Here is a 23,578-nt window from a genome sequence, read left to right as displayed (position 1 = left end):
GCGTCGTTGAACCCGGCTACCTCAGGAGTGCGACAACTGCCCGGTGCCGCCGCGCCGGCGTATGCGTTCCTGCTCGCGCAGCGCCGCGCGCTCCGCACGCCGGCGGGCGCGCCGCTCGCGGCGCAGTGCCCGGGCCGTGCTGCTCGGCTCGGAGACCACGCCGTACCGCTGGTTCCACACCTGGCGGGTCACCCACACGTCGACCACGGCCCAGGTGGCCACCACCGTGCTCGCCACACTGCTGATCACCATGGGGAAGGCCAGCCAGGACTCGGCCAGCGTGCACAGGAACGCCACCATCGCCTGGATCAGCGTCACCGCGATGATCAGGAGGGCCCGCACCGCCGCCGTACGCACCGGATCCGGCAGCGGGTGCCGCCGGGCCGGCTCCTCGACCCACAACGGCCGGTAGTACTCCCGCTGTTCGCCGGCGGACTCCCGGGCGCGCCCACGCGCCCGAATGTCGCGATCCGGTTCCTCCGGGCCCCGCCGCGCCGCCGAGCGCCCCGCCACGCTCTCCTCGGGCGCTTCGCGCCACTGTGCCGTGCCCATCACCGCGTCCCTCCCCACCGCCGGCAGGCCGCTCGCCCCGGTGTCACAAGACTCCGCTCCCCAGTGGCTGCCCGGCTTGCGCTGTTTTACGCCGCCCGGGTGCGGGATGCGGCTCCTGTGGCCCATTCCGCCCCCATTTCCCGTAGAGAAGGACGAACGACTTCGCCGGATGATTCCCGACCGGGGAAGAAATCCAGCCAACCGCCCGGTCGGCGCATCACCGTCCGACCGGGTGCGGGTGCCGGAACGCGGTGGCAATCTCCCGCAATGCCCGGACAACTCGCCATCTCTCGCCGCCGGAACGGAAGTTCACCCTCCGGACATGTCTTCGAGTTAACTGTGAGGCGGTAGTAGGCTCGCGCCGTTTGTTGACGCACATGCGCACCCCCGACCGGCGGGGGTCGAGCTGGGGGAGGCCATGCGCTTTCGCGGGAAGTCCATCCGCCGGAAGATCGTGGCGCTGCTTCTCGTGCCGCTGGTGTCCCTGACCGTCATCTGGGGCTTCGCCACGGTACTCACAGGGCGCGAGGTGGCCCGGCTGTTCCAGGTGTCGGACGTGAAGCAGGACATCGGCTACCCCGCCGAGGACACGGTCCGTGTCCTCCAGCAGGAGAGGCGCCAAGCCCTCGTCTACCTCGCCGACCCACGGGCCGCCGACGCCCTCTCCGCGCTCCAGCGCACCCGCGCCGCCACCGACCGGGCGATCGCGACGATACGCAAGAACGCCGACGGCCATCACGTCTTCGACGGCCTGGACGTGGCGGACGACGAGCGTCTCACCGCCGTCCTCGACGCCTTCCAGGGCCTCGGCTCCCTGCGCCGCAGCGTCGAGCAGCGCACGGTCACCCGCACCCAGGCCCTCGACCGCTACAACCACCTCGTCGATCCCTGTTACGCGCTGCTCGCCTCCCTCGAAGGCCTCGACGACGTCCAACTGGACGCGCAGGCCCGCGCACTGGTCGACATCAGCCGCGCCCGCGAGCTGCTCTCCCGCGAGGACGCCCTGCTCGGCTCCTCCCTCGTCGTCGGCCGGCTCACCCGCGACGAGACGCGGCGCATCTCCGACCTCGTCGCCCAGCGCACCGTCCTCTACGACGTCAGCCTGCCGCTGCTGCCCGCCACCGAACGCGACCGCTACCGAGACTTCTGGCAGAACGCCACCACCGCCTCGCTGCGCACCGCCGAACAGACCGTTGTCCGCACCGGCTCCGGTACCCCTCGCGGTGTCACCGCCCGGAGCTGGGACTCCGCGGCGGCCGGCGTCCTCGGCCAACTCGGCTCCCTCGACGACCAGGTGGGCGACCGTTTCCAGGACCGAACGCGCCCCGTGGCGATCGGCGTCATCCTGCAGGCGGTCTTCGCGGGCCTGCTCGGCCTGGTCGCCCTCGTGGTCTCCCTCTTCCTGTCGGTCCGGATCGGCCGCGGCCTCATACGCGACCTGCGCCAGCTGCGCCTGGAGGCGCACGAGGCCTCCGGCGTCCGGCTGCCCAGCGTGATGCGCCGGCTGTCCGCGGGCGAGCAGGTCGACGTCGAGACCGAGGTGCCACGTCTGGAGTACGACAAGAACGAGATGGGCGAGGTCGGCAAGGCCCTCAACACCCTCCAGCGGGCGGCCGTCGAGGCCGCCGTCAAACAGGCCGAACTGCGCTCCGGTGTCTCCGAGGTCTTCGTCAACCTCGCCCGCCGCAGCCAGGTGCTGCTGCACAAGCAGCTCACGCTGCTGGACACCATGGAACGCCGCACGGAGGACACCGACGAACTCGCCGACCTCTTCCGCCTGGACCACCTCACCACCCGTATGCGCCGGCACGCGGAGGGCCTGGTGATCCTCTCCGGCGCCGCGCCCTCCCGGCAGTGGCGCCGCCCGGTGCAGCTGATGGACGTCGTACGCGCCGCCGTCGCCGAGGTCGAGGACTACGAACGCATCGAGGTACGGCGGCTGCCCCGCGTCGCCGTCACCGGCCCGGCCGTCGCCGACCTCACCCACCTCGCGGCCGAACTCCTGGAGAACGCCACGGTGTTCTCGCCCCCGCACACCGCCGTCCAGGTTTTCGGCGAACGGGTGGCCAACGGCTTCACGCTGGAGATCCACGACCGGGGTCTGGGCATGACGGCCGAGGCGCTGCTGGACGCCAACCTGCGCCTCGCCGAGACCCCCGAGTTCGAACTGTCCGACACCGACCGGCTCGGCCTGTTCGTGGTCAGCCGCCTCGCCCAGCGCCAGAACATCCGGGTCTCGCTCCAGCCCTCGCCCTACGGCGGCACCACCGCGGTCGTCTTCATCCCCGACGCGCTGCTCAGCGACGACGTACCGGACACCAACGGCCTCGGCTTCCGCCTCGACCGGGAGCGTCCCGCGAAGGGGATCGGGCAGGCGGGCCGTGGAGCCGGACGGTCGGCGCCGGCGCAGCTGCCCGGCGTACCGACCTCGCTGCTGGACGGCCCGATCGAGCTGGAGGTGCCGGTGGATCTCGACGCCATCGACGACTACCCCGGCGTCCTCGGGGAGGAGGACAGCGAGCGCGGTGGACTGTTCCGGCCCCGCCGCACCCGCACCCGCTCCGACGACCAGGCGCCGTCCCCGTCCGCCGACCGCGTGCCGCTCGAAGAGGCCGGCGACCGCGGACCCATACCGCTGCCGCGCCGGCAGACCCCCAAACTGGTCAGCTCGCACGGCAGGCCCGTCACCGACCAGCGCCCTCGCCGCGACGAACCGGACAGGCAGCCCTCCGCCGCCTCCGACCGCCCCGAGACGGACGGACCGGCCCCACTGCCCGCCCACCGGCGCACCACCGCCTCCCACCGCCCCGCCGAACTCGCCGACCGAGGCCGGCAACACGACGCGGCCCCCGCCGACGACACCGGCCCGGCGCCCGGCGTCCCCGCCCTGCCCCGGCGTACCCGGCCGCCCGCGCCTCCCGTCGCCGAAGAGCCGGGTGCCACGGGCCTGTCCGGCGCCGGCCCGGTCGGGCGCTCCGGGGAGTCGTCCGGTGCCGGCGAAACCAGCGGCCACCCGGACACACGGCCCGCCGGCGCACCGGGCGACGACCCGGCCACCGGACCCCTGCCCCGGCGTATACGTCAGGCCAGCCTCGCCCCGCAGCTCAAGCAGGACACCACACGGCGCGCCGACCGCGCGCCGCAGCCCGCCGACCGCGACGCCGAAGAGGTCCGCAGCCGGATGGCCTCGCTGCAGCGCGGCTGGCAGCGCGGCCGGAAGGAGAACGCCGGCGGCGACGCAGACCACGACGGCACAGCACAAGGAACGACTAAGGGGGACGGTCGATGACCGCACCGAAGGCGACCGGCCACACGACGACCGACGACGGCGGGCTCAACTGGCTCCTGGACGACCTCGTCGACCGGGTCGCCAGTATCCGCAAGGCCGTCGTCCTGTCCGGCGACGGGCTCCCGACGGGGGTGTCCAAGGACCTGACCCGGGAGGACAGCGAGCATCTCGCGGCCGTCGCATCCGGCTTCCACAGCCTCGCCAAGGGCGTGGGCCGCCACTTCGACGCGGGCGGCGTCCGGCAGACGGTGGTCGAGCTGGACGACGCCTTCCTGTTCGTCACCGCCGCCGGGGACGGCAGCTGCCTCGCCGTCCTGTCCGACGCCGACTCCGACGTCGGACAGGTCGCCTACGAGATGACGCTCCTGGTCAAGCGGGTCGGCGTACATCTGGGCACCAGCCCGCGCACCGATCTGCCCGCAGGCGGGTAGTGGGATGTCATGAGCGCAGACGGTCAGGCAGGAAACCACTGGTTCGACGACGAGGCCGGACCGGTCGTCCGTCCGTACGCCATGACACGCGGCCGTACCACAAGTGCGGCCCAGCACCGGCTCGATCTGATCGCGGTGGTCGTCACGGAACCCCACGCGGGCGACCCGGAGACGGATCCGGCGCTGTCGCCCGAGCACGTGGAGATCGTCGGGCTCTGCCGCGGCGAACCGCAGTCGGTCGCCGAACTCGCCGCCGGCCTCGACCTGCCGATCGGCGTGGTGCGGGTGCTCATCGGCGACCTGGTGCACGCCGAACTCGTCCATGTCACGCGCCCGGTGCCCCCGGCCGAGCTGCCGGACGAGAGCATTCTGCGCGACGTGATCAACGGCCTCAGGGCGCTGTGACCCCGTTCGGCAAGACCTCTCGAGCAGGAGAAGAAACCGATGATCCTCGGGCGTTCGGAGCGTGGCGAGCCCCCGGTCGAGCCCGTCACACTCAAGATCCTGGTGGCCGGCGGCTTCGGCGTGGGCAAGACGACCCTCGTCGGCGCGGTCAGCGAGATCAGGCCGCTGCGCACCGAGGAATTGCTCAGCGAGGCCGGCCGACCGGTCGACGACACCAGCGGTGTGGAGGCCAAGCACACCACCACCGTGGCCATGGACTTCGGCCGTATCACCCTGCGCGAGGACCTGGTGCTGTACCTCTTCGGCACGCCCGGGCAGGAACGGTTCTGGTTCATGTGGGACGAGTTGTCCGAGGGCGCGCTCGGAGCCGTCGTCCTCGCCGACACACGGCGTCTTGAGGACTGCTTCGCCGCCGTCGACTACTTCGAGCGGCGTGGCATCCCCTTCCTCGTCGGCGTCAACTGTTTCGAGGGAGCGGCCCGTTACCCGGCCGAGGCGGTCCGGCAGGCCCTCGACCTGGACGCGGGCGTCCCCGTCCTGCTGTGCGACGCGCGCGACCGGGAGTCCGTCAAGGACGTGCTCATCGGAGTCGTCCAGCACGCGATGGACTACGCGGCCGACCGCCACCAGGCCACCCTCGGCTGACCCACGGGCACGGCCCGTACCCCCGCCGACCGGGGTACGGGCCGTGGTCCGGTGAGGAGCCCTCACGCGCGCGTGCCGCGGGAGGAGTCCTTACGCGCGCGTGCCATGGGATGAACCCTCACGCGCGCGTGCCGCGCGCCGTCACGCGCCGTCCTCCTCCTCCAGCCAGCCGAAGCTCTTCTCCACGGCCTTGCGCCAGTTGCGGTACTCGCGGTCGCGTACCGACGGCTCCATCGCCGGTACCCACTCCGCATCCTGCCGCCAGTGCGCCTTCAGCTCGTCCAGGTCGTTCCACACGCCCGTCGCCAGGCCGGCCGCGTAGGCGGCGCCCAGGCAGGTCGTCTCGGACACCCGGGGCCTGATGACCGGGACCCCGAGGACGTCCGCCTGGTGCTGCATGAGCAGGTTGTTCTTCGTCATGCCGCCGTCGACCTTCAGGGTGGTGATCCGCACCCCGGAGTCCTGGTACATGGCGTCCACGACCTCCCGGGTCTGCCAGCTCGTCGCCTCCAGCACCGCGCGTGCGAGATGGGCCTTCGTGACGTACCGGGTGAGGCCGGTGACGACACCGCGCGCGTCGGAGCGCCAGTACGGCGCGAACAGGCCCGAGAACGCGGGCACGATGTAGGCGCCGCCGTTGTCCTCGACGCTCCCCGCCAGCGTCTCGATCTCGTCGGCGCTGCTGATGATCCCGAGCTGGTCGCGGAACCACTGGACCAGCGCGCCCGTTATCGCGATGGACCCCTCCAGGCAGTACACCGGCGCCTCCCCGCCGATCTTGTAGCCCATCGTCGTCAGCAGCCCGCTCTTGGACGGCACCGGCCGGGTGCCGGTGTTCAGCAGCAGGAAGCTGCCGGTGCCGTAGGTGTTCTTGGCGGTGCCCACGTCGTAGCAGGCCTGCCCGAAGACGGCGGCCTGCTGGTCGCCGAGCGCGGAGGCCACGGGTACCCCGGCTAGCTGCCCGACCGCCGTGCCGTACACCTCCGCGGAGGACCTGATCTCGGGCAGCACCGCCTCCGGCACGTTCATGGCGGACAGGATGGCGGGATCCCACTGGAGCGTCTCCAGGTTCATCAGCATGGTGCGGCCGGCGTTCGTGACGTCGGTGACGTGCCGGCCGCCGTCGGTACCGCCGGTGAGGTTCCAGATCAGCCAGGAGTCGATCGTGCCGAAGGCGATCTCACCGCGTTCGGCCCGCTCCCTCAGGCCGGGCACGTGGTCCAGCAGCCAGGCCGCCTTGGGCCCGGAGAAGTAGCTGGCCAGCGGCAGCCCGGTCTGCTCGCGGAAGCGGTCCTGGCCGTCCGCGCCGCCCAGTTCGCTGCACAGGGCGGCGGTGCGGGTGTCCTGCCAGACGATCGCGTTGTGCACGGGCTTGCCCGTGGCGCGGTCCCACAGGACGGTCGTCTCCCGCTGGTTGGTGATGCCGAGCGCGCTCAGTTGGTCGGCGCGCAGTCCGGCCTTGGCGAGCGCACCGGCGACCACGGCCTGCACCTTGGACCAGATCTCGGTCGCGTCGTGCTCCACCCAGCCGGGCTTCGGGAAGATCTGGCGGTGCTCGCGCTGGTCGACGGCGACGATGGCGCCGCTGTGGTCGAAGACGATGCAGCGGCTGGACGTGGTGCCCTGGTCGATGGCGGCTACGTAGGTGTCGGCGGTGTCCGTCATGGCAGTCCCCTGGGTCGCTGGGTCGGGTAGCTGGTCAGAGGGGCGCGTGCGGGGGAGAGGAGGGCGGCGTACGGCCCGCGGAGGACGCGTACGGGCCGGGAGCGGGCGTCGGGGTCGGAAGTGCTGTACGGGGGGTCAGAAGGCCGCGTTGTAGATGGCGCCGGCCAGTGCCCCGCCGATCAGGGGCCCGATGACCGGGATCCAGGCGTAACCCCAGTCGGACGTGCCCTTGTTGGGGATCGGCAGGAAGGTGTGGACGATCCGCGGTCCGAGGTCGCGGGCCGGGTTGATGGCGTAGCCGGTGGGCCCGCCGAGGGAGAGCCCGATGCCGACGACGAGCAGGGAGACGATCAGCACGGTGGTGCCGGACTCGCCGAGCCCCTTGGTCAGTCCGAACGCGAGGATCGGCAGCACGAGCGCGATGGTCGCGATGATCTCGGTGATGAGATTGGCGACCGGGTTCCGGATCTCCGGGATGGTCGAGAAGATGCCGAGCGTGGGCACCGGTTCGTCGGCGGTGCCCTCCGTCGTGCCCTCCTTGCGGGTGTTGGCCTGGAACTGGGCGAGATAGACCAGGTAGGCCAGTACGGCCCCGAGCATCGCGCCGACGAGCTGGCCCAGCAGGTACACCCAGACCTTGCCCCACTTGCCGGTGTCGATGGCGATGCCGATGGTGACCGCGGGGTTGAGCTGGCCGCCGGAGAGGGGAGCGGCGGTGTACGCGCCCGCGAGCACGCCGAAACCCCAGCCGAACGCGATGACGACCCAGCCCGAGGCCCGCGCCTTGGAGTATCTGAGGGTGACGGCGGCGCAGACGCCGGCACCGAAGAGGATCAGGATCGCGGTGCCTATGACCTCGCCGACGAAGATGTCTCCGTTGCTCATGGCGGCTCCCTTGGCGCCGGTGGGGGCGGTCAGCCCCGGCCCTCCGTGCAGGAACGTTCCGTTGGCGTCTTCAGCCGTAGGCAGGGAGTCCCGCGCCCCGCCCGGCGTCCGTGCCGAGCGTGCCGTCGCAGCCGTATCGCCGGGGAGGGACGGGCCGTGGAACAGGACGGACCCGTGGCGCAGCGCGCCTGATAACGCCGAGAATGTACGGCGATGTCGACTGACACCGGGAAGTGTTCACCGGCGCCACGGGGGCGTCAAGGTTGCCGACGGCGACGGTGACGGCGACTTGCCCGGTGGTGCGGGCGCGTTCGTGCCGGCAACTCGGTCGCCGCCCAGGTCACCGCTGCCGGACCTCAACGGGGATGTCAGGGGAGGACGTTCACCACCCCGGCTCGACGGTCGCGTACCCGGCCTGCGCGGGTGCCGCCCCCGCGCCGCGCCGGACCTCGTGACCGGGCAGCCCGGCCCGGCCGAGCACCCAGCTCGCGCCCCGCAGCGCCTTCGCCGCCTGCTTCAGCGGGGCGAGCTGGGCGGCGGCCTGGCGGTGGTCGCCCACGCTTCCCGGCGCGCACACCACCGTCGCGAGGGAGAGCGTGACCGGCCGGTCTCCCGCCGACCACGGCACGTCGAGCACGGCCGTGACCAGCGGGTCGAGCGCCTCCTCCTCGGCCAGCACCAGGAAGTCGTCCCCGCCGATGTGCCCCACGCGCGCGTGCCCCGAGGCCGCCTGCTGCAGCGCTCGCCCGACCGACCGGATCAGCTCGTCGCCCATGGCGAACCCGGCACCGTCGTTGACCTGCTTGAAGTGGTCGATGTCCAGCCAGCTGAGCGCGAACGTCCGGCCGTCCGCGATCCACCGGTCCACCTCGCTGGTGATCGCGTCCGAACCGGGCAGCCGGGTCAGCGGATTGAGCCCGGCGGCCTCCTCGACCCGGCTCTCGGCCAGGGCCCGCACCAGGTCCGCGAGCCGTACGACGCCCACCCACCGGCCGTGCCGGTCGACCACCGCGACATCGTCGGAGGTCCGGTCCCGGCCGCCGACCGCGACGACGTCCAGCACCTCCCAGGCGGTGGCGTCGACGCCGACCGTGCGGGGCGCGTCCCCCAGCTTGAAGGCCGGCCGGTCGGCGTACAGGGCGTGCCCGTAGCGGCCGGACATCGACAGCAGGAAGCGTGAGCGGTGCACCGAGCGCACGGGCCGGCCGGCCTGGTCCACCAGCAGCACACCGGACACGTCCGGCGATCCGGTCAGCAGCGCCCGCACCTGCCCCGCCGAGGCGGTCACCGGCAGTACGGCGGCCGGGCGCACGAACTCCCGCACCGACGGCCCGGACCGGGGCACACCGACGGTACCCGGAACGCGGGGCGGAACGTATACGTCCGCGGCCGGGATCCGGGCCGGGGGCGCGAACAGCTCGCCCTGCCCCAGCTGCGCCCCGGCCGACAGTGCCGCGGCGTACTGCAGCTCGGTCTCCACGCCCTCCACCGCGACCAGGGCACCCAGCTCCTCGCACAGGGTCCGCATCGCCCGCACCGCGGCGGGCCGGGACAGCAGCGAGGCGTCGAGTTTGACCAGGTCGGGGGAGAGGTCGGTGAGCAGCCGGAGCGGTACGTCACCGTCCCCGATGCCGTCCGCGCTGATCCGGAAGCCCAGCTCGCGCAGCGCCGCCACGGCCTCCAGCAGGGCCCGTTGCGGCACGTGCGTGTAGGGCGGGACCACGTCCAGCGTCACCTCCCACGGCAGGCGCCCGGCCGCGCGCACGGCGTCGTGCAGCGGGGTGAGGCCGCCGAGGTCGGCGAGGGTGGCCGCGAACACGTTCAGGTGCAGCGGCAGCAGGGTTTCCTTGTGTGTCGCGGCGCGGAGCGCCAACACCGTGAGTCTGGCGTCGAGTTCGGGGTCTCGGCGGGCCTCGGCCAGGATGTCACCGGTCTCCGGGCGGGCGAGCGTCTCCAGTGCGGTGACCGCGCCCGTCCTCAGGTTGACCACCGGCTGGAAGGCGAAGCGGAGAGTATCCGTCCAGGAGTGCACGGGAGCATGATGGCGCTGCCTGCGTGCGCCCAGGGGCAGTTCATGAGACGTTCACGCAGGATTCCGGGGTGATCACACAGCGTGGAAAACCTCCGTGGCCTCCGGTGTCGTACGCCGCCTGCCCAGGCCGTCACCGCACCGCGACCACCGACGATCCGTGCCCGAAGAGCCCCTGGTTGGCGGAGATCCCCACGCGTGCCCCGGCGATCTGCCGGTCGCCCGCAGTGCCTCTCAACTGCCAGGTCAGCTCGCAGACCTGGGCGATGGCCTGGGCCGGGACCGCCTCCCCGAAGGAGGCGAGGCCGCCGCTGGCGTTGACGGGTATGCGGCCGCCCGGGGCCGTCGCGCCCTCCCGCAGGAGCTTCGCGCCCTCGCCCTCGCCGCACAACCCCAGGTCCTCGTACCACTGCAGCTCCAGCGCGGTGGACAGGTCGTAGACCTCGGCCAGGGACAGGTCGCCGGGGCCGACGCCGGCCTCCTCGTAGGCGGCCCGGGCGATGGAGGCCCGGAAGGTCTCGTCAGGCGCAGCCACCGCCAGGGTGGAGTCCGTGGCGATGTCCGGCAGGTCCAGCACCGTGTTCGGGAAGCGCGGGGTCACCGTGGAGACCGCCCGGATCCGCACCGGCCGGGTCGCCCCGCGCCGGTGCGCGAACTCCATGCTGGAGAGCACCAGGGCCGCCCCGCCGTCGGAGGTGGCGCAGATGTCGAGCAGCCGCAGCGGATCGGCGACCACCGCGGACGCGGCGACCTCCTCGGCGGTGACCCGCTTGCGGTAGCGGGCGTAGGGGTTGAGCGCGCCCATGGCGGCGTTCTTCACCTTGACCAGGGCGAAGTCCGCCGCTGTGTCCCCGTGCACCGCCATCCGCCGCCGCGCGTACAGCCCGAAGTACACCGGATTGGTGGCTCCCAGGACCCGGAAGCGCAGCCAGTCCGGATCGTCCGGCCGGTCGCCGCCCGCCGGCCGGAAGAACCCCTTGGGCGCCGCGTCCGCCCCCACCACGAGGACGACGTCCGCGAGCCCGGCGAGTATCTGTGCCCGGGCCGCGGCGATCGCCTGCGCCCCGGAGGCGCACGCCGCGTACACACTGGCGACCCTGGCCCCCTGCCAGCCCAGGGCCTTGGCGAAGGTCGCTCCCGCCACATATCCGGGATACCCGCCCCGCACCGTGTCGGCGCCCACGACCGAGCCGACGTCGCGCCAGTCCACGCCGGCGTCCGCGAGCGCCGCGCGGGCCGCCGCCGTTCCGTACTCCACGAAAGAGCGGCCCCACTTGCCCCACGGGTGCATGCCCGCGCCGAGCACCGCCACGTCCCTCGTCACGCCCTCACCCCCGTCGGCCGCCAGCGCCAGGTCGTCCAGGTCGTCTCCGTGTCCTCGTGGAGCACTCCGGGGACGACCTCCACCTCCATGCCCACCGTCAGATCGGCGACGGTGACCCCGGGAGCCGCCTGTCCCAGCACCACGATCCGCTCGGCCTCCAGCTCCACAGCGATCAACGCGTACGGCTCCCACGGAAGTTCCGGATCGCTCACATAGGGTGACGGCGGACGGTACCGGCTGTCCGTGTACGACCAGACGCGCCCGCTCCGCGACAGGGGCACCTCTTCCAGGGAGCCGCCGTCGCAGTGCGGATTGCGGCAGTGGACGTCCTCGCGCGGGAAGAAGACCGTGGCGCAGGACGAGCAGCGGGTGCCCAGGAGCCGGAAGCCGTCTCCCTCACCGGCGAACCATCCGTCGGCCACGGGTGTGGTTGTGTGCGGCAATGGCCCTCCCCAGCAAGTTTCTGACGAAGCGTCAGGAGTGTGCCACGGTCACCCGGAAATGGGCAGGGCGTCGGGGTGAATCCCTTCCGATCGCTTCCCGGCCGCAACACGGACCTGATAGATGCAGGAGACATGACACGACTCACCAGTGCAGTCCGCGGTCTCGTCACCACCTTCGCCGCCCTGCTGGCCGTGACCACCGTCCCCGCCACCGCGGGGGCGACGACGGAGCCCAAGGCGCCGAAGGACTTCGTGGCCCTGAGGACCGTGGATCCGACGATCGTCCAGGAGATGCGCTACTTCACCCCGCACAACTTCGTCGGCGAGCGCATCGACGGCTACGAGCAGCCGATGTGCATCCTCACCCGCCCCGCCGCCGAAGCCCTGCACAAGGCGCAGCTCACGCTGCTGCGCAAGGGCTACACCCTCAAGGTGTACGACTGCTACCGGCCGCAGCGGGCCGTGAACCACTTCGTGCGCTGGGCGAAGGACCTCGACGACCAGGCGACGAAGGGCGAGTTCTACCCGAACGTCGACAAGACCCGGCTGTTCGCGGACGGCTACATCGCCGAGAAATCCGGCCACAGCCGCGGCTCGACCATGGACCTCACGATCGTGAAGCTCCCCGCGAGGCCGACCCGGCCCTACCACCCGGGGCAGCCGCTCGTGCCCTGCTTCGCACCCAAGGAGGAGCGTTTCCCGGACAATTCCGTCGACATGGGCACCGGATTCGACTGCTTCGACACTCTCGCGCACACGCTCGACCCACGCATCCAGGGTGAACAGCGCGCCAACCGCCTGCTGCTCAAGAGCACCCTGGAGAACCTCGGATTCGTGAACCTCGCCGAGGAGTGGTGGCACTACACGTACAAGCCCGAGCCCTACCCGGACACCTATTTCGACTTCCCCGTGTCCTCGAAGTCGCTCGTCGGCGGCCAGTGAGCAACCTCCGGAAGATGTCCCTCCTCTGATCGGATACAGTCCGCGCGTGTCCGAAACTCAGCACTCAACTGACAACTCCGCACCGGACTCGCATTGTTCGAGTTGCGGAGCGCCCTATGGAGAGGGCGTTTCCGGCTGGCCGCGCACCTGCCCGTCCTGCGGGACGGTCGCCTACCGCAATCCGCTGCCGGTGGCGATCGCGATCCAGCCCGTGTACGACACCAAGGGCACGGCCCTGGTCGTCATCACCCGGACCGTCGCCCCCGCGCGCGGGGGCACGGCCCTGCCCGGCGGCTACATCGACGACCGGGAGGACTGGAAGCAGGCCGTCGTACGCGAGCTCAAGGAGGAGACCGGCATCGACGCGGCCGCCCGGGACGTGCGGCTCGTGGACGCCATGAGCTCGCCCGACGGTCACCTGCTGCTGTTCGGACTCCTCCCGGAGCGCCCGGTGGAAGGGCTCCCGCCCGCCGACCCCACGGAGGAGACCGAGGGCTGGCAGCTGCTGCGCAGGCCCGAGGAACTCGCCTTCCCGCTGCACACCGTGGCCGTGCGGGCCTGGTTCGAGGGCCGGTACGTCTGAGGCGCGGCTCAGCCGAGCCCCCGCACCCGCACCGGGCAGGGGGGCTCGGCGGAGCCGTCCTCCCGCTCCCGGGTGACGACCACCCTGGGGCCGTGCCGGCGGACGACGTAGCGCTCGATCTCCGGCTCGTCCCACGCGCCGTCCGCGTCCGGCACGACCAGACCGCCGCCCGTGCGGCCACGCGCGGGTGCCCACACCTCCAGTTCGAGACCGCCGTCGGCGCCACGCACGGGGATGACCGCACCCGCGCGCGCGAACACCGGTATCCGCGACAGCGGCGCGTCGACGAGCACCTGCGCCGGCCCGTCGTACGCCTCCTCCGTCACGGTGTCGTACCAGCGGCCCCGCGGCAGCTGCACCGCCCGCCGGTCGGCACCCGGATCCAGCACCGGAGCCACCAGCAGAGCATCCCCGAGCAGAAACGCGTCCTCACAGTCGCGCAGCGCCCGGTCCTCCGGCGACCCCCACCACAGCGGCCGCACATAGGGCGCGCCGGTGCGCCGCGCCAGATGCGCCAGCGTCATGAAGTACGGCAGCAGCCGCCGCCTCTCGAGCAGCGCCACGCGCGCGTGCTCCAGCACCTCGGCGCCGAACTCCCAGGGCTCCCGGCGCCCCGCCCGCAGACTCGCATGCGTGCGGAACAGCGGCAGATACGCCCCGAGCTGGAACCACCTCAGATACAGCTCCGCCGACGGACTGCCGTCGAAGCCGCCCACGTCCGGGCCCGAGTACGGCACCCCGCACAGCCCGAGCCCCAGCACCAGCGACAGCGAGGCCCGCAGCCCGGGCCAGCCGGTCGCCACGTCCCCGGACCAGGTGCCCCCGTACCGCTGCATCCCCGCCCAGCCCGACCGGGAGAACAGGAAGGGCCGCTCCCCGGGCGACAGCTCGCGCAGCCCCTCGTAGCCCGCCCGGGCCATGCAGAGCGCGTACACGTTGTGCGCCTCCCGGTGGTCGCCCCCGCGCCCTTCCAGGGCGTGCCGGGCCGACCGCGGCAGCGTGAGCTCCCCGAAGGCGTTGAACGACGTCGGCTCGTTCATGTCGTGCCAGAACCCGGCGAAGCCCTGCCCGAGGCGCTCCTCGTAGAGTCCGCCCCACCACTTGCGCACGCGCGTGTGCGTGAAGTCCGGATAGACCGACTCCCCGGCCCACACCACACCGCGCACCGTCCGCCCGGAGGCGTCCCGCACGAACGCGTCCACGGCCGAACCGCTGTCGTACACGGCGTTGCCCGGCGCCGCCTTCACGGCCGGATCGACGATCGACACCAGCCGGACTCCGTCCCGGCGCAGCTCCTCGGCGAGCTGCGGCAGCTTCGGAAACCGCTCCCGGTCGACGGTGAACACCTGGTGGTCGTCGAAGTGATCGATGTCCAGGTGCACGGCGTCCAGCGGCAGCCCGCGCTCCTGGTAGCCGGCGACGATCCGGCGGACCTCCTGCTCGCTGCCGAAGCCCCACCGCGCGTGCTGGTGGCCCAGCGCCCACGAGGGCGGCAGCGCGGGCGCCCCGGTCAGCGAGGCCCAGGTGTGCAGCACGCGCGCGGGAGTGCCCACCATCACCCAGCAGCGCAGCGGGCCGCCGTCCATCCTCAGCTCGCAGCGCCCCGCCCGGTCGTGCCCGGACCCGGCGCCCTCCTCGCCCTCGCGCAGCACGACGGTGCCGTCCCATGTGCTGTCGTGGAACACCAGATGCGTGCCGGCGTCGGCCACCACGAGCTGCACCGGCATGGTCACGTACAGCGGATCGTCGCCGGGGCCGAACGCCCGGCCGGGATCGGTGTTCCACAGCCGGTACGTGCCGTCCCGCAGCCGGGGCCCGGACGACCGGCCGCCCAGACCGAAGAAGCGCGCGTCCGCCGCCACCTCCGACCGCTGCATCCAGCGCGCCGTGCCCCCCTCGACCGGCTCCCACCACCGCGGCGGCAGGTCCCGTCGCAGGGTCACGCCGCCGGGCGTGCGCACCTCCACCGCGCCGTGCCGCGAGACGGTGACCGTCACCCGCTCGGCGACCACCCGCCAGCCACCGTCCTTGTCGGGCTCCAGCACCGCGCGCGGATCCGGCTCCGGACAACTCCCCGCGAGCGCGTACGATGGCTGCGGACCCGCGCCGTCCCACCCCCAGAACACCGCCCCGTTCACCGCGACGGTGATCCGCAGCTCGGACCGGCCGAACCGGATCAGCCCGCCGCCCGGCCCCGGCTCCACGCCCTCCACCTGGCCCGGGACCCGTGCCCGCTCGGCTCCCCGGCGCGGCAGCCCGGCGGCGTCGATCCGCCGCCTGCGCCACGCCGCCCGTACGGTACGCAACCCCCGAGCCGCCCTCCCCGCACCGACCACACCCACCGAACGCACCAGGTCACGACCGTCCATGCTGCTCACCCTGCCATTGAGCACCCCACGCGCGCGTGTCGTTCAACTGCCGTTCACCCGTGCCGGGACCACATCTTCACGACACCGACTATGTGGGGCGCACCCTGGTGCAGAAGTCGATCACATGGCATCGTCCCTGTCAGCCGCGTCACGCGCACACCCCAGCACGTGCGCGGACCGACGCACACGACGCGCACAGCCCGGGAGCCGCCCCATGTCGACCGCGAACCCCCAGCCGCTCTGGCAGCCCGATCCCGAGCGGATCGCCCAGGCACGCATCACCCAGTTCCAGGCATGGGCCGCCGAGCACCACGGCGCCCCGGCCGAGGGCGGCTACCCCGCCCTGCACCAGTGGTCCGTCGACCACCTGGAGACGTTCTGGGAAGCCGTCACCGAGTGGTTCGACGTCCGCTTCTCGACGCCCTACGCGCGCGTGCTCGGCGACCGCGCCATGCCCGGCGCCCAGTGGTTCCCAGGAGCCACCCTCAACTACGCCGAGCACGCCCTGCGCGCCGCCGGCGACCGCGCGGACGAACCCGCCCTCCTGTACGTCGACGAGACCCATGAGCGGCGCCCGGTGACCTGGTCCGAGCTGCGCCGCCAGGTCGGCTCCCTCGCCGCCGAACTGCGCGCCCTGGGCGTCCGTCCCGGCGACCGCGTCAGCGGCTATCTGCCGAACATCCCGCAGGCCGTCGTCGCCCTGCTCGCCACGGCCGCCGTCGGCGCCGTCTGGACCTCCTGCGCCCCCGACTTCGGCGCGCGCAGCGTCCTCGACCGCTTCCAGCAGGTCGAACCCGTCGTCCTGTTCACCGTCGACGGCTACCGCTACGGCGGCAAGGAGCACGACCGCCGCGAGATCGTCGCCGAACTGCGCCGCGAGCTGCCCACCGTGCGCGCCGTCGTCCACATCCCGCTGCTCGGCACCGAGGCACCCGAGGGGGCCCTGGAGTGGTCGGCGCTGACGGCGGGGGACACCGAGCCCATCTTCGAGCAGGTCCCCTTCGACCACCCGCTGTGGGTGCTGTACTCCTCCGGCACCACCGGCCTGCCCAAGGCCATCGTCCAGTCCCAGGGCGGCATCCTGGTCGAACACCTCAAGCAGCTGGGCCTGCACTGCGACCTCGGGCCCGAGGACCGTTTCTTCTGGTACACCTCGACCGGCTGGATGATGTGGAACTTCCTCGTCTCCGGCCTGCTCACGGGCACGACGATCGTCCTGTACGACGGCAGCCCCGGCTACCCGGACACGGGCGCCCAGTGGCGGGTCGCCGAACGCACCGGCGCCACCCTCTACGGCACCTCCGCCGCCTATGTCATGGCCTGCCGCAAGGCCGGCGTCCACCCCGCGCGCGACCACGACCTGTCCAAGGTGAAGTGCGTCGCCACCACCGGCTCCCCGCTGCCGCCCGACGGCTTCCGCTGGCTGCACGACGAGTTCGCGGAGAGCGGGGCCGACCTGTGGGTCGCCTCCGTCAGCGGCGGCACCGACGTCTGCTCCTGCTTCGCCGGCGGCGTACCGACCCTGCCGGTGTTCACCGGCGAACTCCAGGCGCCCGGTCTCGGCACCGACCTGCAGGCCTGGGACCCGAGCGGCAAGCCCGTCATCGACGAGGTCGGCGAGCTGGTCGTCACCAACCCGATGCCCTCCATGCCGATCCGCTTCTGGAACGACCCCGACGGCAGCCGCTACCACGACAGCTACTTCGACACCTACCCCGGCGTCTGGCGGCACGGCGACTGGATCACGGTCACCGCACGCGGCACCGTGATCATCCACGGCCGCTCCGACTCGACCCTCAACCGGCAAGGCGTGCGCATGGGATCCGCCGACATCTACGAGGTCGTCGAGCGCCTGCCCGAGATCAGGGAGTCCCTCGTCATCGGCATCGAGCAGCCCGACGGCGGCTACTGGATGCCGCTGTTCGTGCACCTCGCGCCCGGCGCCGTCCTCGACGAGGCACTCCTGAACCGGATCAAGCAGACCATCCGCGAACAGCTCTCGCCGCGCCACGTACCCGACGAGATCATCGAGGTGCCGGGCGTCCCGCACACCCTCACCGGCAAGCGCATCGAGGTCCCCGTCAAGCGCCTCCTGCAGGGCACGCCGCTGGAGAAGGCGGTCAACCCGGGCTCCATCGACAACCTCTCCCTGCTCGGCTTCTACGAGGAACTCGCCCGCAAGCGCGCCTGACCCCGGGCGGGTCACCCCCCGTAGGTGGCCTCGGACTCGCCCAGCACGGCGGCGAAGTCCGAGGCCAGCCGCGCGGCGTCGGCGGGCTCAAGCCCGGCCGCCGTGATCCGCACCCCCGGCCCGGAGGCCAGGCGGAACCGCGCCCCGGCCGCGACCCACCAGCCGTAGGACCGCAGCCCGTTCACGACCGCCGACTCGTCGCGCACGGGCACCCACAGGTTCATCCCGCTCGCACCGTGCGAGGTGACACCGCGTGCGGCCAGCTCGCCGGCCAGCGCGGTGCGCCGCAGCGCGTACGTCTCACGCGCGCGTGCCACCAACGCGCGCGTGCCCTCGTCCGTCATCAGCCCGTGCACGGTCTCCTGCAGCAGGTGACTGACCCAGCCCGAGGTGAGCAGCAGCCGGCCGTCGTGCCGGGCGAGCGTGACCGGGTCGCAGGCCGCGGCCGCCCAGCGCAGATCGGTCCCCAGGAACTTGCTGACGGTCCGCACGTGCACCCAGCGCGCAGGCCCCGCACCCGTCACCGTGTACAGCGGGGCGCCGGCCACCTCCGAGGCGTGGTCGTTCTCCACCACCAGCACTTCGGGCGCATCACGCAGCACCTCGGCCAGCGCGTCGCGACGAGCCGGGGAAAAGCATCCGCCGTACGGATTCTGCGCTCGCGGACTGAACACCACGGCCCGCACCCCGGCCCCGAGCGCCCCGTGCAGGGCCTCCGGGCGCATCCCCTCGTCGTCCACGGCGACCGGCACGGTGCGCAGTCCCAGGGCCGCGACCAGATCCAGCAGATGGTGATAACCCGGGTCCTCCATCGCCACGCCGTCCCCGGGACGCAACTCGACCGACAGCACCCGGCCGATCAGGTCCAGCGCCCCGTGCGCGAACGTCACGTGCTCCACGGGGACGCCGTCCGCGCCCAGCCACTCGCGCACCACGTCCTCCAGCCGGGCCAGCCGGGGCGCGGAGCGATGGGAGCGGGCGCCGGGGGAAAGGCGGGACGGCGGCACCAGAGCGGGCAGCAGCGCCGGATCGGGATGCCCGCCGGCCAGGTCCCGCAGCCCTTCGGGCACCCTGGGCGGCCGCCGCGACGCGACCGCGGGGGCCGGTGCGACCACCGTGCCGCCACGCCCGCGCGTGACGACGATGCCCCGCCGTCGCAACTCCTTGTAAGCGGTGGCGACGGTGCCCGGACTCACCCCCAGGTCGTCCGCGAGCCGTCGCACCGGCGCCAGCGCGGTCCCCGGTGCCAACGACCCCTCCGCCACGCCTCGTTCGACGGACGCGGCAATTCCCTTGGCCGTCGTACCACTGATCTCATATTGTGTTGCCACGTTAGTAATTATGTATCAGTACAAAATTCCGAGCAAGCTTCATTCTGAGGGGGAACAGTGGACGCGAAGCCCGAGGCCACCAACCGGCCCTCGCGCACACCAGGAGGCCGCGACGGACGCCGGATGCTCCTCATCACCTTCATCGACCGCATCGGCAGCGGCCTGTGGGCATCCGTCTCCGTCCTGTACTTCACCTACGTCTCCGGCCTCTCCGTCGCCCAGGTCGGCACCCTCGCGGCCGTCTCCGGCGCCGTCGGCATCGCGGGCGCACCCCTCGGCGGACGCATCGCCGACCGCTTCCCCCTCACCCGGATCCTGATCGCACTCCAACTCCTGCGCGCCCTCGCGTCCTTCGGCCTGCTCACCACCGACCACTACCTCCCGCTGCTCGCGATCTCGGCCGTCGGCAGCCTCGGCGACCGCGCCTCCAGCGTCCTCACCAAGCTCTACGTAGCCCGCATCGCGGGCCCCGACCGCGTCCGCTACCAGGCCGTCAACCGCACCGCCTCCAACGCCGGCTGGGCCCTGGGCGGCCTCGCCGCCGCGGCCGCCCTCACCCTCGGCACCACCACCGCCTACCGCTGGCTCCTCACCGGCGACGCACTCTCCTTCCTCGCGATCGCGCTCCTCACCCTCACCTGCGCCGAACCCCCGTCCAGCAGCCGCATAGCCGCCGCCGGCACCACATCCCACGCCGCCCGGCCGGCGAACCCCTGGCGCGACCGCACCTACCTCGCGTACGTGGCGACCGACACGGTCCTCTTCCTCGACGACTCCGTCTTCCAGATCGGCCTGCCCCTGTGGATCGCGCACAGCGAGGGCGTACCGCACGGCCTCGCACCCCTGCTGCTCGTCCTCAACAACGTGATGGTGGTCGCCCTCCAGGTGCCGCTCGCCCGCTACGGCACCACCACAGAGGCAGCCCGGAAACTGCTCCTCCCGCTGTCCGCCGCCTCCGCGGCCGGCGGCCTCACCCTCGCCCTGTCCGCCACCGGCGGCACCACCCGGGCCATCTGCCTGCTCACCGCGTCCGCCGCCCTCTTCACCCTGGCCGAGATGCTGCACGCCGTCGTGTCCTGGGAACTCTCCCTCGCCCTCGCGCCGGACACCGCACAGGGCGCCTACCTCGGCGTGCACGGCCTCGCCCAGTCCGGCCAGCGCAGCCTCGGGCCACTCGCCGTCACCGCCGCCATCGCCACCGGCCCCCTCGGCTGGAGCGCATTCGGCGCCACCATCGCCCTGACCTGCGCCCTCCAGCACCGACTGGTCCGCGACCGCCTCCAGCGAAGCCCGTTGTCAGTGCCGCCGGTTACGGTGAGTGAGCATTGATCAACCGCGCACTTTGGGGGAAACATGGCGCACACCGACCACCAGACCATGCGACGCGTCCTGCGCCGAGAGATCGCCGGCACCATCGGCCTGCTCACCGACGAACACGACTTCCGCGCCATGCGGCGCTACCGCAGCTTCACCTTCGACGACCACGCGACCTACCTGAAGCAGGTCGAGACCGTCCTCAAAGCCCGCGCCGCCCAGGGCACCCACACCACACTCGCCCTGTTCGACCCCGAGGACTACGCCGCGTACTGCACGGAAACCGGCCTCGACCCGGAAGCCCCGACCAGCCGGACCCGCTTCACCGCGGAACTGGCGGCCACCGGCCCCACCATCCCCTACGACGGCCGGCCCCTCGCCGCACTCGTACCCGCCCTCGTCGACGAAGCCGTACGACAGGCGACCTGGGAGTACGCCACCACCCTGCTGTCCCGCCTCGGACCCTGCCCCACCTGCGGCGAGGACATCGGCAGGGCGGCCTTCACCCGCGCCTCCGACCTCCTGGCCCGCATCCTCGACACCGCACCGCCCGGCGACCGGCACCTCGTGTGCAGCGTCTCCGGGCCCCCGGACACCCTCGTCTCCGTCCTGAACGGCGACCAGGACAGCGACGGCGCAATCCGCCTCGACGAGGCCGAGGTCCTGGAATTCACCAGCGTGCTCGCACTCGGCCTCGCGACCCGAAGCCCCGGCGGACTCGTCCTGCGCGCCAGCTCCCCGGACACGGCCGACCGCGTCTACGGCTGGCGACTGCGCTCCGGCGTCCTCGAACCCCTCACCGCCGCCGAGGTCTTCGACGCCTACTGCACCGACGTCGAATCCGGCGACCTCATCTCCCCGGAACCCGGCGTCGACTACTGCCCACCCCCCGACCTCGGGGACGAGAACCCGGAACTCGGCCACCGGCACTGACCGAACCGGAGCGCCGAAGGCGCCGACCGGGCCGGAAACATGCCGAACGCACCAGGGGCGCCCCACCCGAAGGCGGGACGCCCCTGCACCCGGCACACGCGACGCGCCGCCGGTACGGCTACTCGCCGGACAGCACCGCCTGAGCCGCGCTGCGCGCCTCCTCGGCGCTGTCCGCGGCACGCGCGGCCGCCGCCGCCCGCTCGCACTGCGCCAGCGTGTACTTCGCCAGCGTCGCCCGGACGTAAGGAATCGACGCCGCACCCATGGACAGGGAGGTGACACCCAGACCGGTCAGCACACAGGCCAGCAGCGGGTCGGACGCGGCCTCACCGCACACACCGCAGCTCTTGCCCTCTGCCTTGGCCGCCTCCGCGGACAGCGCGACCAGGTCGAGCAGCGCCGGCTGCCACGGGTCCTGGAGCCGCGACACCGCACCCACCTGCCGGTCGGCCGCGAACGTGTACTGCGCGAGGTCGTTGGTCCCCAGCGACAGGAACTCGACCTCCTGCAGGATCGAACGCGCCCGCAGCGCGGCCGACGGGATCTCCACCATCGCGCCGAACTTCGCCCGCAGCCCCGCCTCACGGCAGGCGCCGGCGAACGCCTTCGCGTCCGCACGGTCCGCCACCATCGGCGCCATGACCTCGAGGTAGACCGGCAGCCCCTCAGCGGCCCTCGCCAGCGCGGTCAGCTGCGTGCGAAGGATCTCGGGGTGGTCCAGCAGCGTCCGCAGACCCCGCACGCCCAGCGCCGGGTTCGGCTCGTCGGACGGAGTCAGGAAGTCCAGCGGCTTGTCCGCGCCAGCGTCGAGCACGCGCACGACCACACGACCCTCGGGGAACGCCTCCAGCACCTGCCGGTAGGCCTCCACCTGCTTCTCCTCGGAAGGAGCGTTCTTGCTGTCGTCCAGGAACAGGAACTCGGTACGGAACAGACCGACACCCTCGGCCCCGGCCTCCACGGCGGCCGGTACGTCCGCCGGACCACCCACGTTGGCCAGCAGCGGCACCTTGTGCCCGTCCGCGGTCGCACCCGGCCCGGTCGAGGCGGCCAGCACGGCCTTGCGCTCGGCGGCCGCGGCCTCCAGCTGCGCCTTCTTCTCCTCGCTCGGGTTCACGAAGATGTCGCCGGTGCTGCCGTCCACGGCGATCACCGTGCCCTCGGCCAGCTCACCGGCACCCGGCAGCGCCACGACCGCCGGCACACCCAGCGCCCGCGCCAGGATCGCGCTGTGACTGGTCGGCCCGCCCTCCTCGGTCACGAAACCGAGCACCAGCGAGGGATCCAGCAGCGCGGTGTCGGCGGGAGCAAGGTCCCGCGCCACGAGCACATAGGGCTGGTCGCTGTCCGGGACACCCGGCATCGGAACGCCCAGGAGCCGGGCGACGATACGATTCCGCACGTCATCGAGGTCGGCCACGCGACCGGCGAGGTACTCACCCGCACCGGCCAGCAGCTCCCGGTACGCCGCGAACGCGTCGTACACCGCACGCTCGGCCGTGCTGCCGACGGCGATCCGCCGGTCCACGTCCGCCATCAGCTCGGGGTCCTGGGCCATCATGGCCTGCGCCTCGAGCACGGCCTGGGCCTCGCCCCCCGCCAGATTGCCGCGCGCCATCAGATCGGCGGCCACGGCGTCCACGGCCTGGCGGGCGCGCCCCTGCTCACGCTCGGCCTCCTCCGCGGGGATCTGCTTGGCGGGCGGCTCCAGCACCGCCGTACCCATGTGCCGAACCTCGCCGATGGCCACGCCATGGCTCACGCCGACGCCTCGCAGCGTTGTCTCCATCTCACCCGTCTCCGATAGTGCGGCGGGTCCCGCCGCCGCGGTGGTTGTCCTGATCGCCGTCCGACGACGGCACTGTCGTCAGTTCCAGGCGAAGAGGCTGTCGCCGGCCTTCACGTCTCCGCTGTCACGGAGCTCGGAGAGGGACTCGGCCGTGGCTTCCAGGGCGACGACGGGGCAGACCGGGGACTTGCCGGCGGCCTCGACCGCGGACGGGTTCCAGCGCACGATGGCCTGGCCGCGCGTCACGGTGTCGCCCTTGTTGACGAGCAGCTCGAAGCCCTCGCCGTTGAGCTGCACCGTGTCGATGCCGAGGTGGGTGAGCACGCCGTGCCCACTCCCGTCCACCACGACGAAGGCGTGCGGGTGCAGGGAGACGATGACGCCGTCCACGGGCGCCACGGCCTCGGAGGGCTCACGCACGGGGTCGATCGCGGTGCCCGGGCCGACCATGGCCCCGG

At 72.5% G+C, this 23,578-nt stretch carries 19 protein-coding genes (1 of these 19 cut by a window edge); 9 read left to right on the top strand and 10 right to left on the bottom strand.

Features of this window, described 5'->3' with window-relative positions:
* Positions 1 to 21 precede the first annotated feature (21 nt).
* Entirely contained in the window at positions 22 to 552 is a 531-nt protein-coding gene (locus ACQPXS_RS10810) for a hypothetical protein (RefSeq protein ID WP_351809643.1), read from the bottom strand.
* Positions 553 to 970: 418 nt separating this feature from the next.
* Here ACQPXS_RS10810 and ACQPXS_RS10805 point away from each other — a divergent pair, with 418 nt between their 5' ends.
* The 4 genes from ACQPXS_RS10805 to ACQPXS_RS10790 are packed head-to-tail and all read left to right on the top strand — an operon-like array spanning position 971 to position 5,322.
* Positions 971 to 3,841, top strand: a complete 2,871-nt coding sequence (locus ACQPXS_RS10805) for a nitrate- and nitrite sensing domain-containing protein (protein WP_433449062.1) — start codon at positions 971 to 973, stop codon at positions 3,839 to 3,841.
* Positions 3,838 to 4,272 (top strand): roadblock/LC7 domain-containing protein, encoded by a 435-nt coding sequence (locus ACQPXS_RS10800; protein WP_351809649.1) that lies wholly within the window; start codon positions 3,838 to 3,840, stop codon positions 4,270 to 4,272. Before ACQPXS_RS10805 ends, ACQPXS_RS10800 begins: the two co-directional genes overlap by 4 nt.
* Positions 4,273 to 4,281: 9 nt before the next feature.
* Complete coding sequence (locus ACQPXS_RS10795) at positions 4,282 to 4,677, top strand: DUF742 domain-containing protein (RefSeq protein ID WP_356307563.1); 396 nt, start codon at positions 4,282 to 4,284, stop codon at positions 4,675 to 4,677.
* Between the two features lie 39 nt (positions 4,678 to 4,716).
* Positions 4,717 to 5,322, top strand: a complete 606-nt coding sequence (locus tag ACQPXS_RS10790; protein WP_433449061.1) for a GTP-binding protein — start codon at positions 4,717 to 4,719, stop codon at positions 5,320 to 5,322.
* A 141-nt stretch (positions 5,323 to 5,463) separates the two neighbouring features.
* On the opposite strand, the gene glpK is transcribed toward ACQPXS_RS10790, so the two are convergent.
* From glpK to ACQPXS_RS10765, 5 genes are all read right to left on the bottom strand, one after another.
* A complete protein-coding gene (gene glpK / locus ACQPXS_RS10785) occupies positions 5,464 to 6,987 on the bottom strand; it encodes a glycerol kinase GlpK (protein WP_433449060.1) in 1,524 nt (507 codons plus the stop codon).
* Positions 6,988 to 7,122: 135 nt separating this feature from the next.
* Positions 7,123 to 7,872, bottom strand: a complete 750-nt coding sequence (locus ACQPXS_RS10780) for an MIP/aquaporin family protein (protein WP_433449059.1) — start codon at positions 7,870 to 7,872, stop codon at positions 7,123 to 7,125.
* A 382-nt stretch (positions 7,873 to 8,254) separates the two neighbouring features.
* The gene (locus ACQPXS_RS10775; protein ID WP_433449058.1) at positions 8,255 to 9,904 is read right to left on the bottom strand and encodes a GGDEF domain-containing protein; all 1,650 of its coding nucleotides are present in this window, start codon (positions 9,902 to 9,904) and stop codon (positions 8,255 to 8,257) included.
* Between the two features lie 130 nt (positions 9,905 to 10,034).
* Positions 10,035 to 11,225, bottom strand: coding sequence for a lipid-transfer protein (locus ACQPXS_RS10770; RefSeq protein ID WP_433449057.1), 1,191 nt, complete (start codon positions 11,223 to 11,225; stop codon positions 10,035 to 10,037).
* Complete coding sequence (locus tag ACQPXS_RS10765; protein ID WP_433449056.1) at positions 11,222 to 11,647, bottom strand: Zn-ribbon domain-containing OB-fold protein; 426 nt, start codon at positions 11,645 to 11,647, stop codon at positions 11,222 to 11,224. Before ACQPXS_RS10765 ends, ACQPXS_RS10770 begins: the two co-directional genes overlap by 4 nt.
* Before the next feature lie 153 nt (positions 11,648 to 11,800).
* Here ACQPXS_RS10765 and ACQPXS_RS10760 point away from each other — a divergent pair, with 153 nt between their 5' ends.
* Both ACQPXS_RS10760 and ACQPXS_RS10755 read left to right on the top strand, forming a co-directional pair.
* Positions 11,801 to 12,610 (top strand): M15 family metallopeptidase, encoded by an 810-nt coding sequence (locus ACQPXS_RS10760; RefSeq protein ID WP_433449055.1) that lies wholly within the window; start codon positions 11,801 to 11,803, stop codon positions 12,608 to 12,610.
* A gap of 46 nt (positions 12,611 to 12,656) precedes the next feature.
* Entirely contained in the window at positions 12,657 to 13,193 is a 537-nt protein-coding gene (locus tag ACQPXS_RS10755; RefSeq protein ID WP_351809675.1) for an NUDIX domain-containing protein, read from the top strand.
* Positions 13,194 to 13,201: 8 nt separating this feature from the next.
* Here the strand turns inward: ACQPXS_RS10755 and ACQPXS_RS10750 are convergent, their stop codons facing one another.
* The gene (locus ACQPXS_RS10750) at positions 13,202 to 15,562 is read right to left on the bottom strand and encodes a glycoside hydrolase family 31 protein (RefSeq protein WP_433449054.1); all 2,361 of its coding nucleotides are present in this window, start codon (positions 15,560 to 15,562) and stop codon (positions 13,202 to 13,204) included.
* Between the two features lie 214 nt (positions 15,563 to 15,776).
* Here ACQPXS_RS10750 and ACQPXS_RS10745 point away from each other — a divergent pair, with 214 nt between their 5' ends.
* The gene (locus tag ACQPXS_RS10745; RefSeq protein WP_433449053.1) at positions 15,777 to 17,753 is read left to right on the top strand and encodes an acetoacetate--CoA ligase; all 1,977 of its coding nucleotides are present in this window, start codon (positions 15,777 to 15,779) and stop codon (positions 17,751 to 17,753) included.
* Between the two features lie 11 nt (positions 17,754 to 17,764).
* Here the strand turns inward: ACQPXS_RS10745 and ACQPXS_RS10740 are convergent, their stop codons facing one another.
* Positions 17,765 to 19,084 carry an aminotransferase class I/II-fold pyridoxal phosphate-dependent enzyme gene (locus ACQPXS_RS10740; protein ID WP_433449052.1) on the bottom strand — a complete coding sequence of 440 codons (1,320 nt, stop codon included), beginning with the start codon at positions 19,082 to 19,084 and terminating at the stop codon, positions 17,765 to 17,767.
* 57 nt (positions 19,085 to 19,141) lie between these two features.
* Here ACQPXS_RS10740 and ACQPXS_RS10735 point away from each other — a divergent pair, with 57 nt between their 5' ends.
* Positions 19,142 to 20,413 (top strand): MFS transporter, encoded by a 1,272-nt coding sequence (locus ACQPXS_RS10735; RefSeq protein WP_433449051.1) that lies wholly within the window; start codon positions 19,142 to 19,144, stop codon positions 20,411 to 20,413.
* A gap of 24 nt (positions 20,414 to 20,437) precedes the next feature.
* Positions 20,438 to 21,331, top strand: a complete 894-nt coding sequence (locus ACQPXS_RS10730) for a hypothetical protein (RefSeq protein WP_433449050.1) — start codon at positions 20,438 to 20,440, stop codon at positions 21,329 to 21,331.
* 118 nt (positions 21,332 to 21,449) lie between these two features.
* Here the strand turns inward: ACQPXS_RS10730 and ptsP are convergent, their stop codons facing one another.
* On the bottom strand, positions 21,450 to 23,120 hold the full coding sequence (gene ptsP / locus ACQPXS_RS10725) for a phosphoenolpyruvate--protein phosphotransferase (RefSeq protein ID WP_433449049.1): 1,671 nt from the start codon (positions 23,118 to 23,120) through the stop codon (positions 21,450 to 21,452).
* Positions 23,121 to 23,198: 78 nt separating this feature from the next.
* A protein-coding gene (locus tag ACQPXS_RS10720) for a PTS sugar transporter subunit IIA (protein ID WP_351809695.1) crosses the window boundary here: on the bottom strand, positions 23,199 to 23,578 show its 3' portion. The gene runs 70 nt beyond the window's last position; the window shows 380 of its 450 coding nt (coding positions 71–450); its start codon lies beyond the right edge, outside the window; its stop codon occupies positions 23,199 to 23,201.

The organism is Streptomyces sp. CA-142005 (genome assembly GCF_050942335.1).
Classification (GTDB): domain Bacteria; phylum Actinomycetota; class Actinomycetes; order Streptomycetales; family Streptomycetaceae; genus Streptomyces.
Note: the sequence above shows the minus strand (reverse complement) of the source record. Positions and strands in the feature narration are given on the sequence as shown.

Coding starts and splice junctions, on each gene's coding strand:
- ACQPXS_RS10810 (WP_351809643.1), bottom strand. CDS start 552: ATGGGCACGGCACAGTGGCGCGAAGCGCCCGAGGAGAGCGTGGCGGGG.
- ACQPXS_RS10805 (WP_433449062.1), top strand. CDS start 971: ATGCGCTTTCGCGGGAAGTCCATCCGCCGGAAGATCGTGGCGCTGCTT.
- ACQPXS_RS10800 (WP_351809649.1), top strand. CDS start 3,838: ATGACCGCACCGAAGGCGACCGGCCACACGACGACCGACGACGGCGGG.
- ACQPXS_RS10795 (WP_356307563.1), top strand. CDS start 4,282: ATGAGCGCAGACGGTCAGGCAGGAAACCACTGGTTCGACGACGAGGCC.
- ACQPXS_RS10790 (WP_433449061.1), top strand. CDS start 4,717: ATGATCCTCGGGCGTTCGGAGCGTGGCGAGCCCCCGGTCGAGCCCGTC.
- glpK (WP_433449060.1), bottom strand. CDS start 6,987: ATGACGGACACCGCCGACACCTACGTAGCCGCCATCGACCAGGGCACC.
- ACQPXS_RS10780 (WP_433449059.1), bottom strand. CDS start 7,872: ATGAGCAACGGAGACATCTTCGTCGGCGAGGTCATAGGCACCGCGATC.
- ACQPXS_RS10760 (WP_433449055.1), top strand. CDS start 11,801: ATGACACGACTCACCAGTGCAGTCCGCGGTCTCGTCACCACCTTCGCC.
- ACQPXS_RS10750 (WP_433449054.1), bottom strand. CDS start 15,562: ATGGACGGTCGTGACCTGGTGCGTTCGGTGGGTGTGGTCGGTGCGGGG.
- ACQPXS_RS10745 (WP_433449053.1), top strand. CDS start 15,777: ATGTCGACCGCGAACCCCCAGCCGCTCTGGCAGCCCGATCCCGAGCGG.
- ACQPXS_RS10730 (WP_433449050.1), top strand. CDS start 20,438: ATGGCGCACACCGACCACCAGACCATGCGACGCGTCCTGCGCCGAGAG.
- ptsP (WP_433449049.1), bottom strand. CDS start 23,120: ATGGAGACAACGCTGCGAGGCGTCGGCGTGAGCCATGGCGTGGCCATC.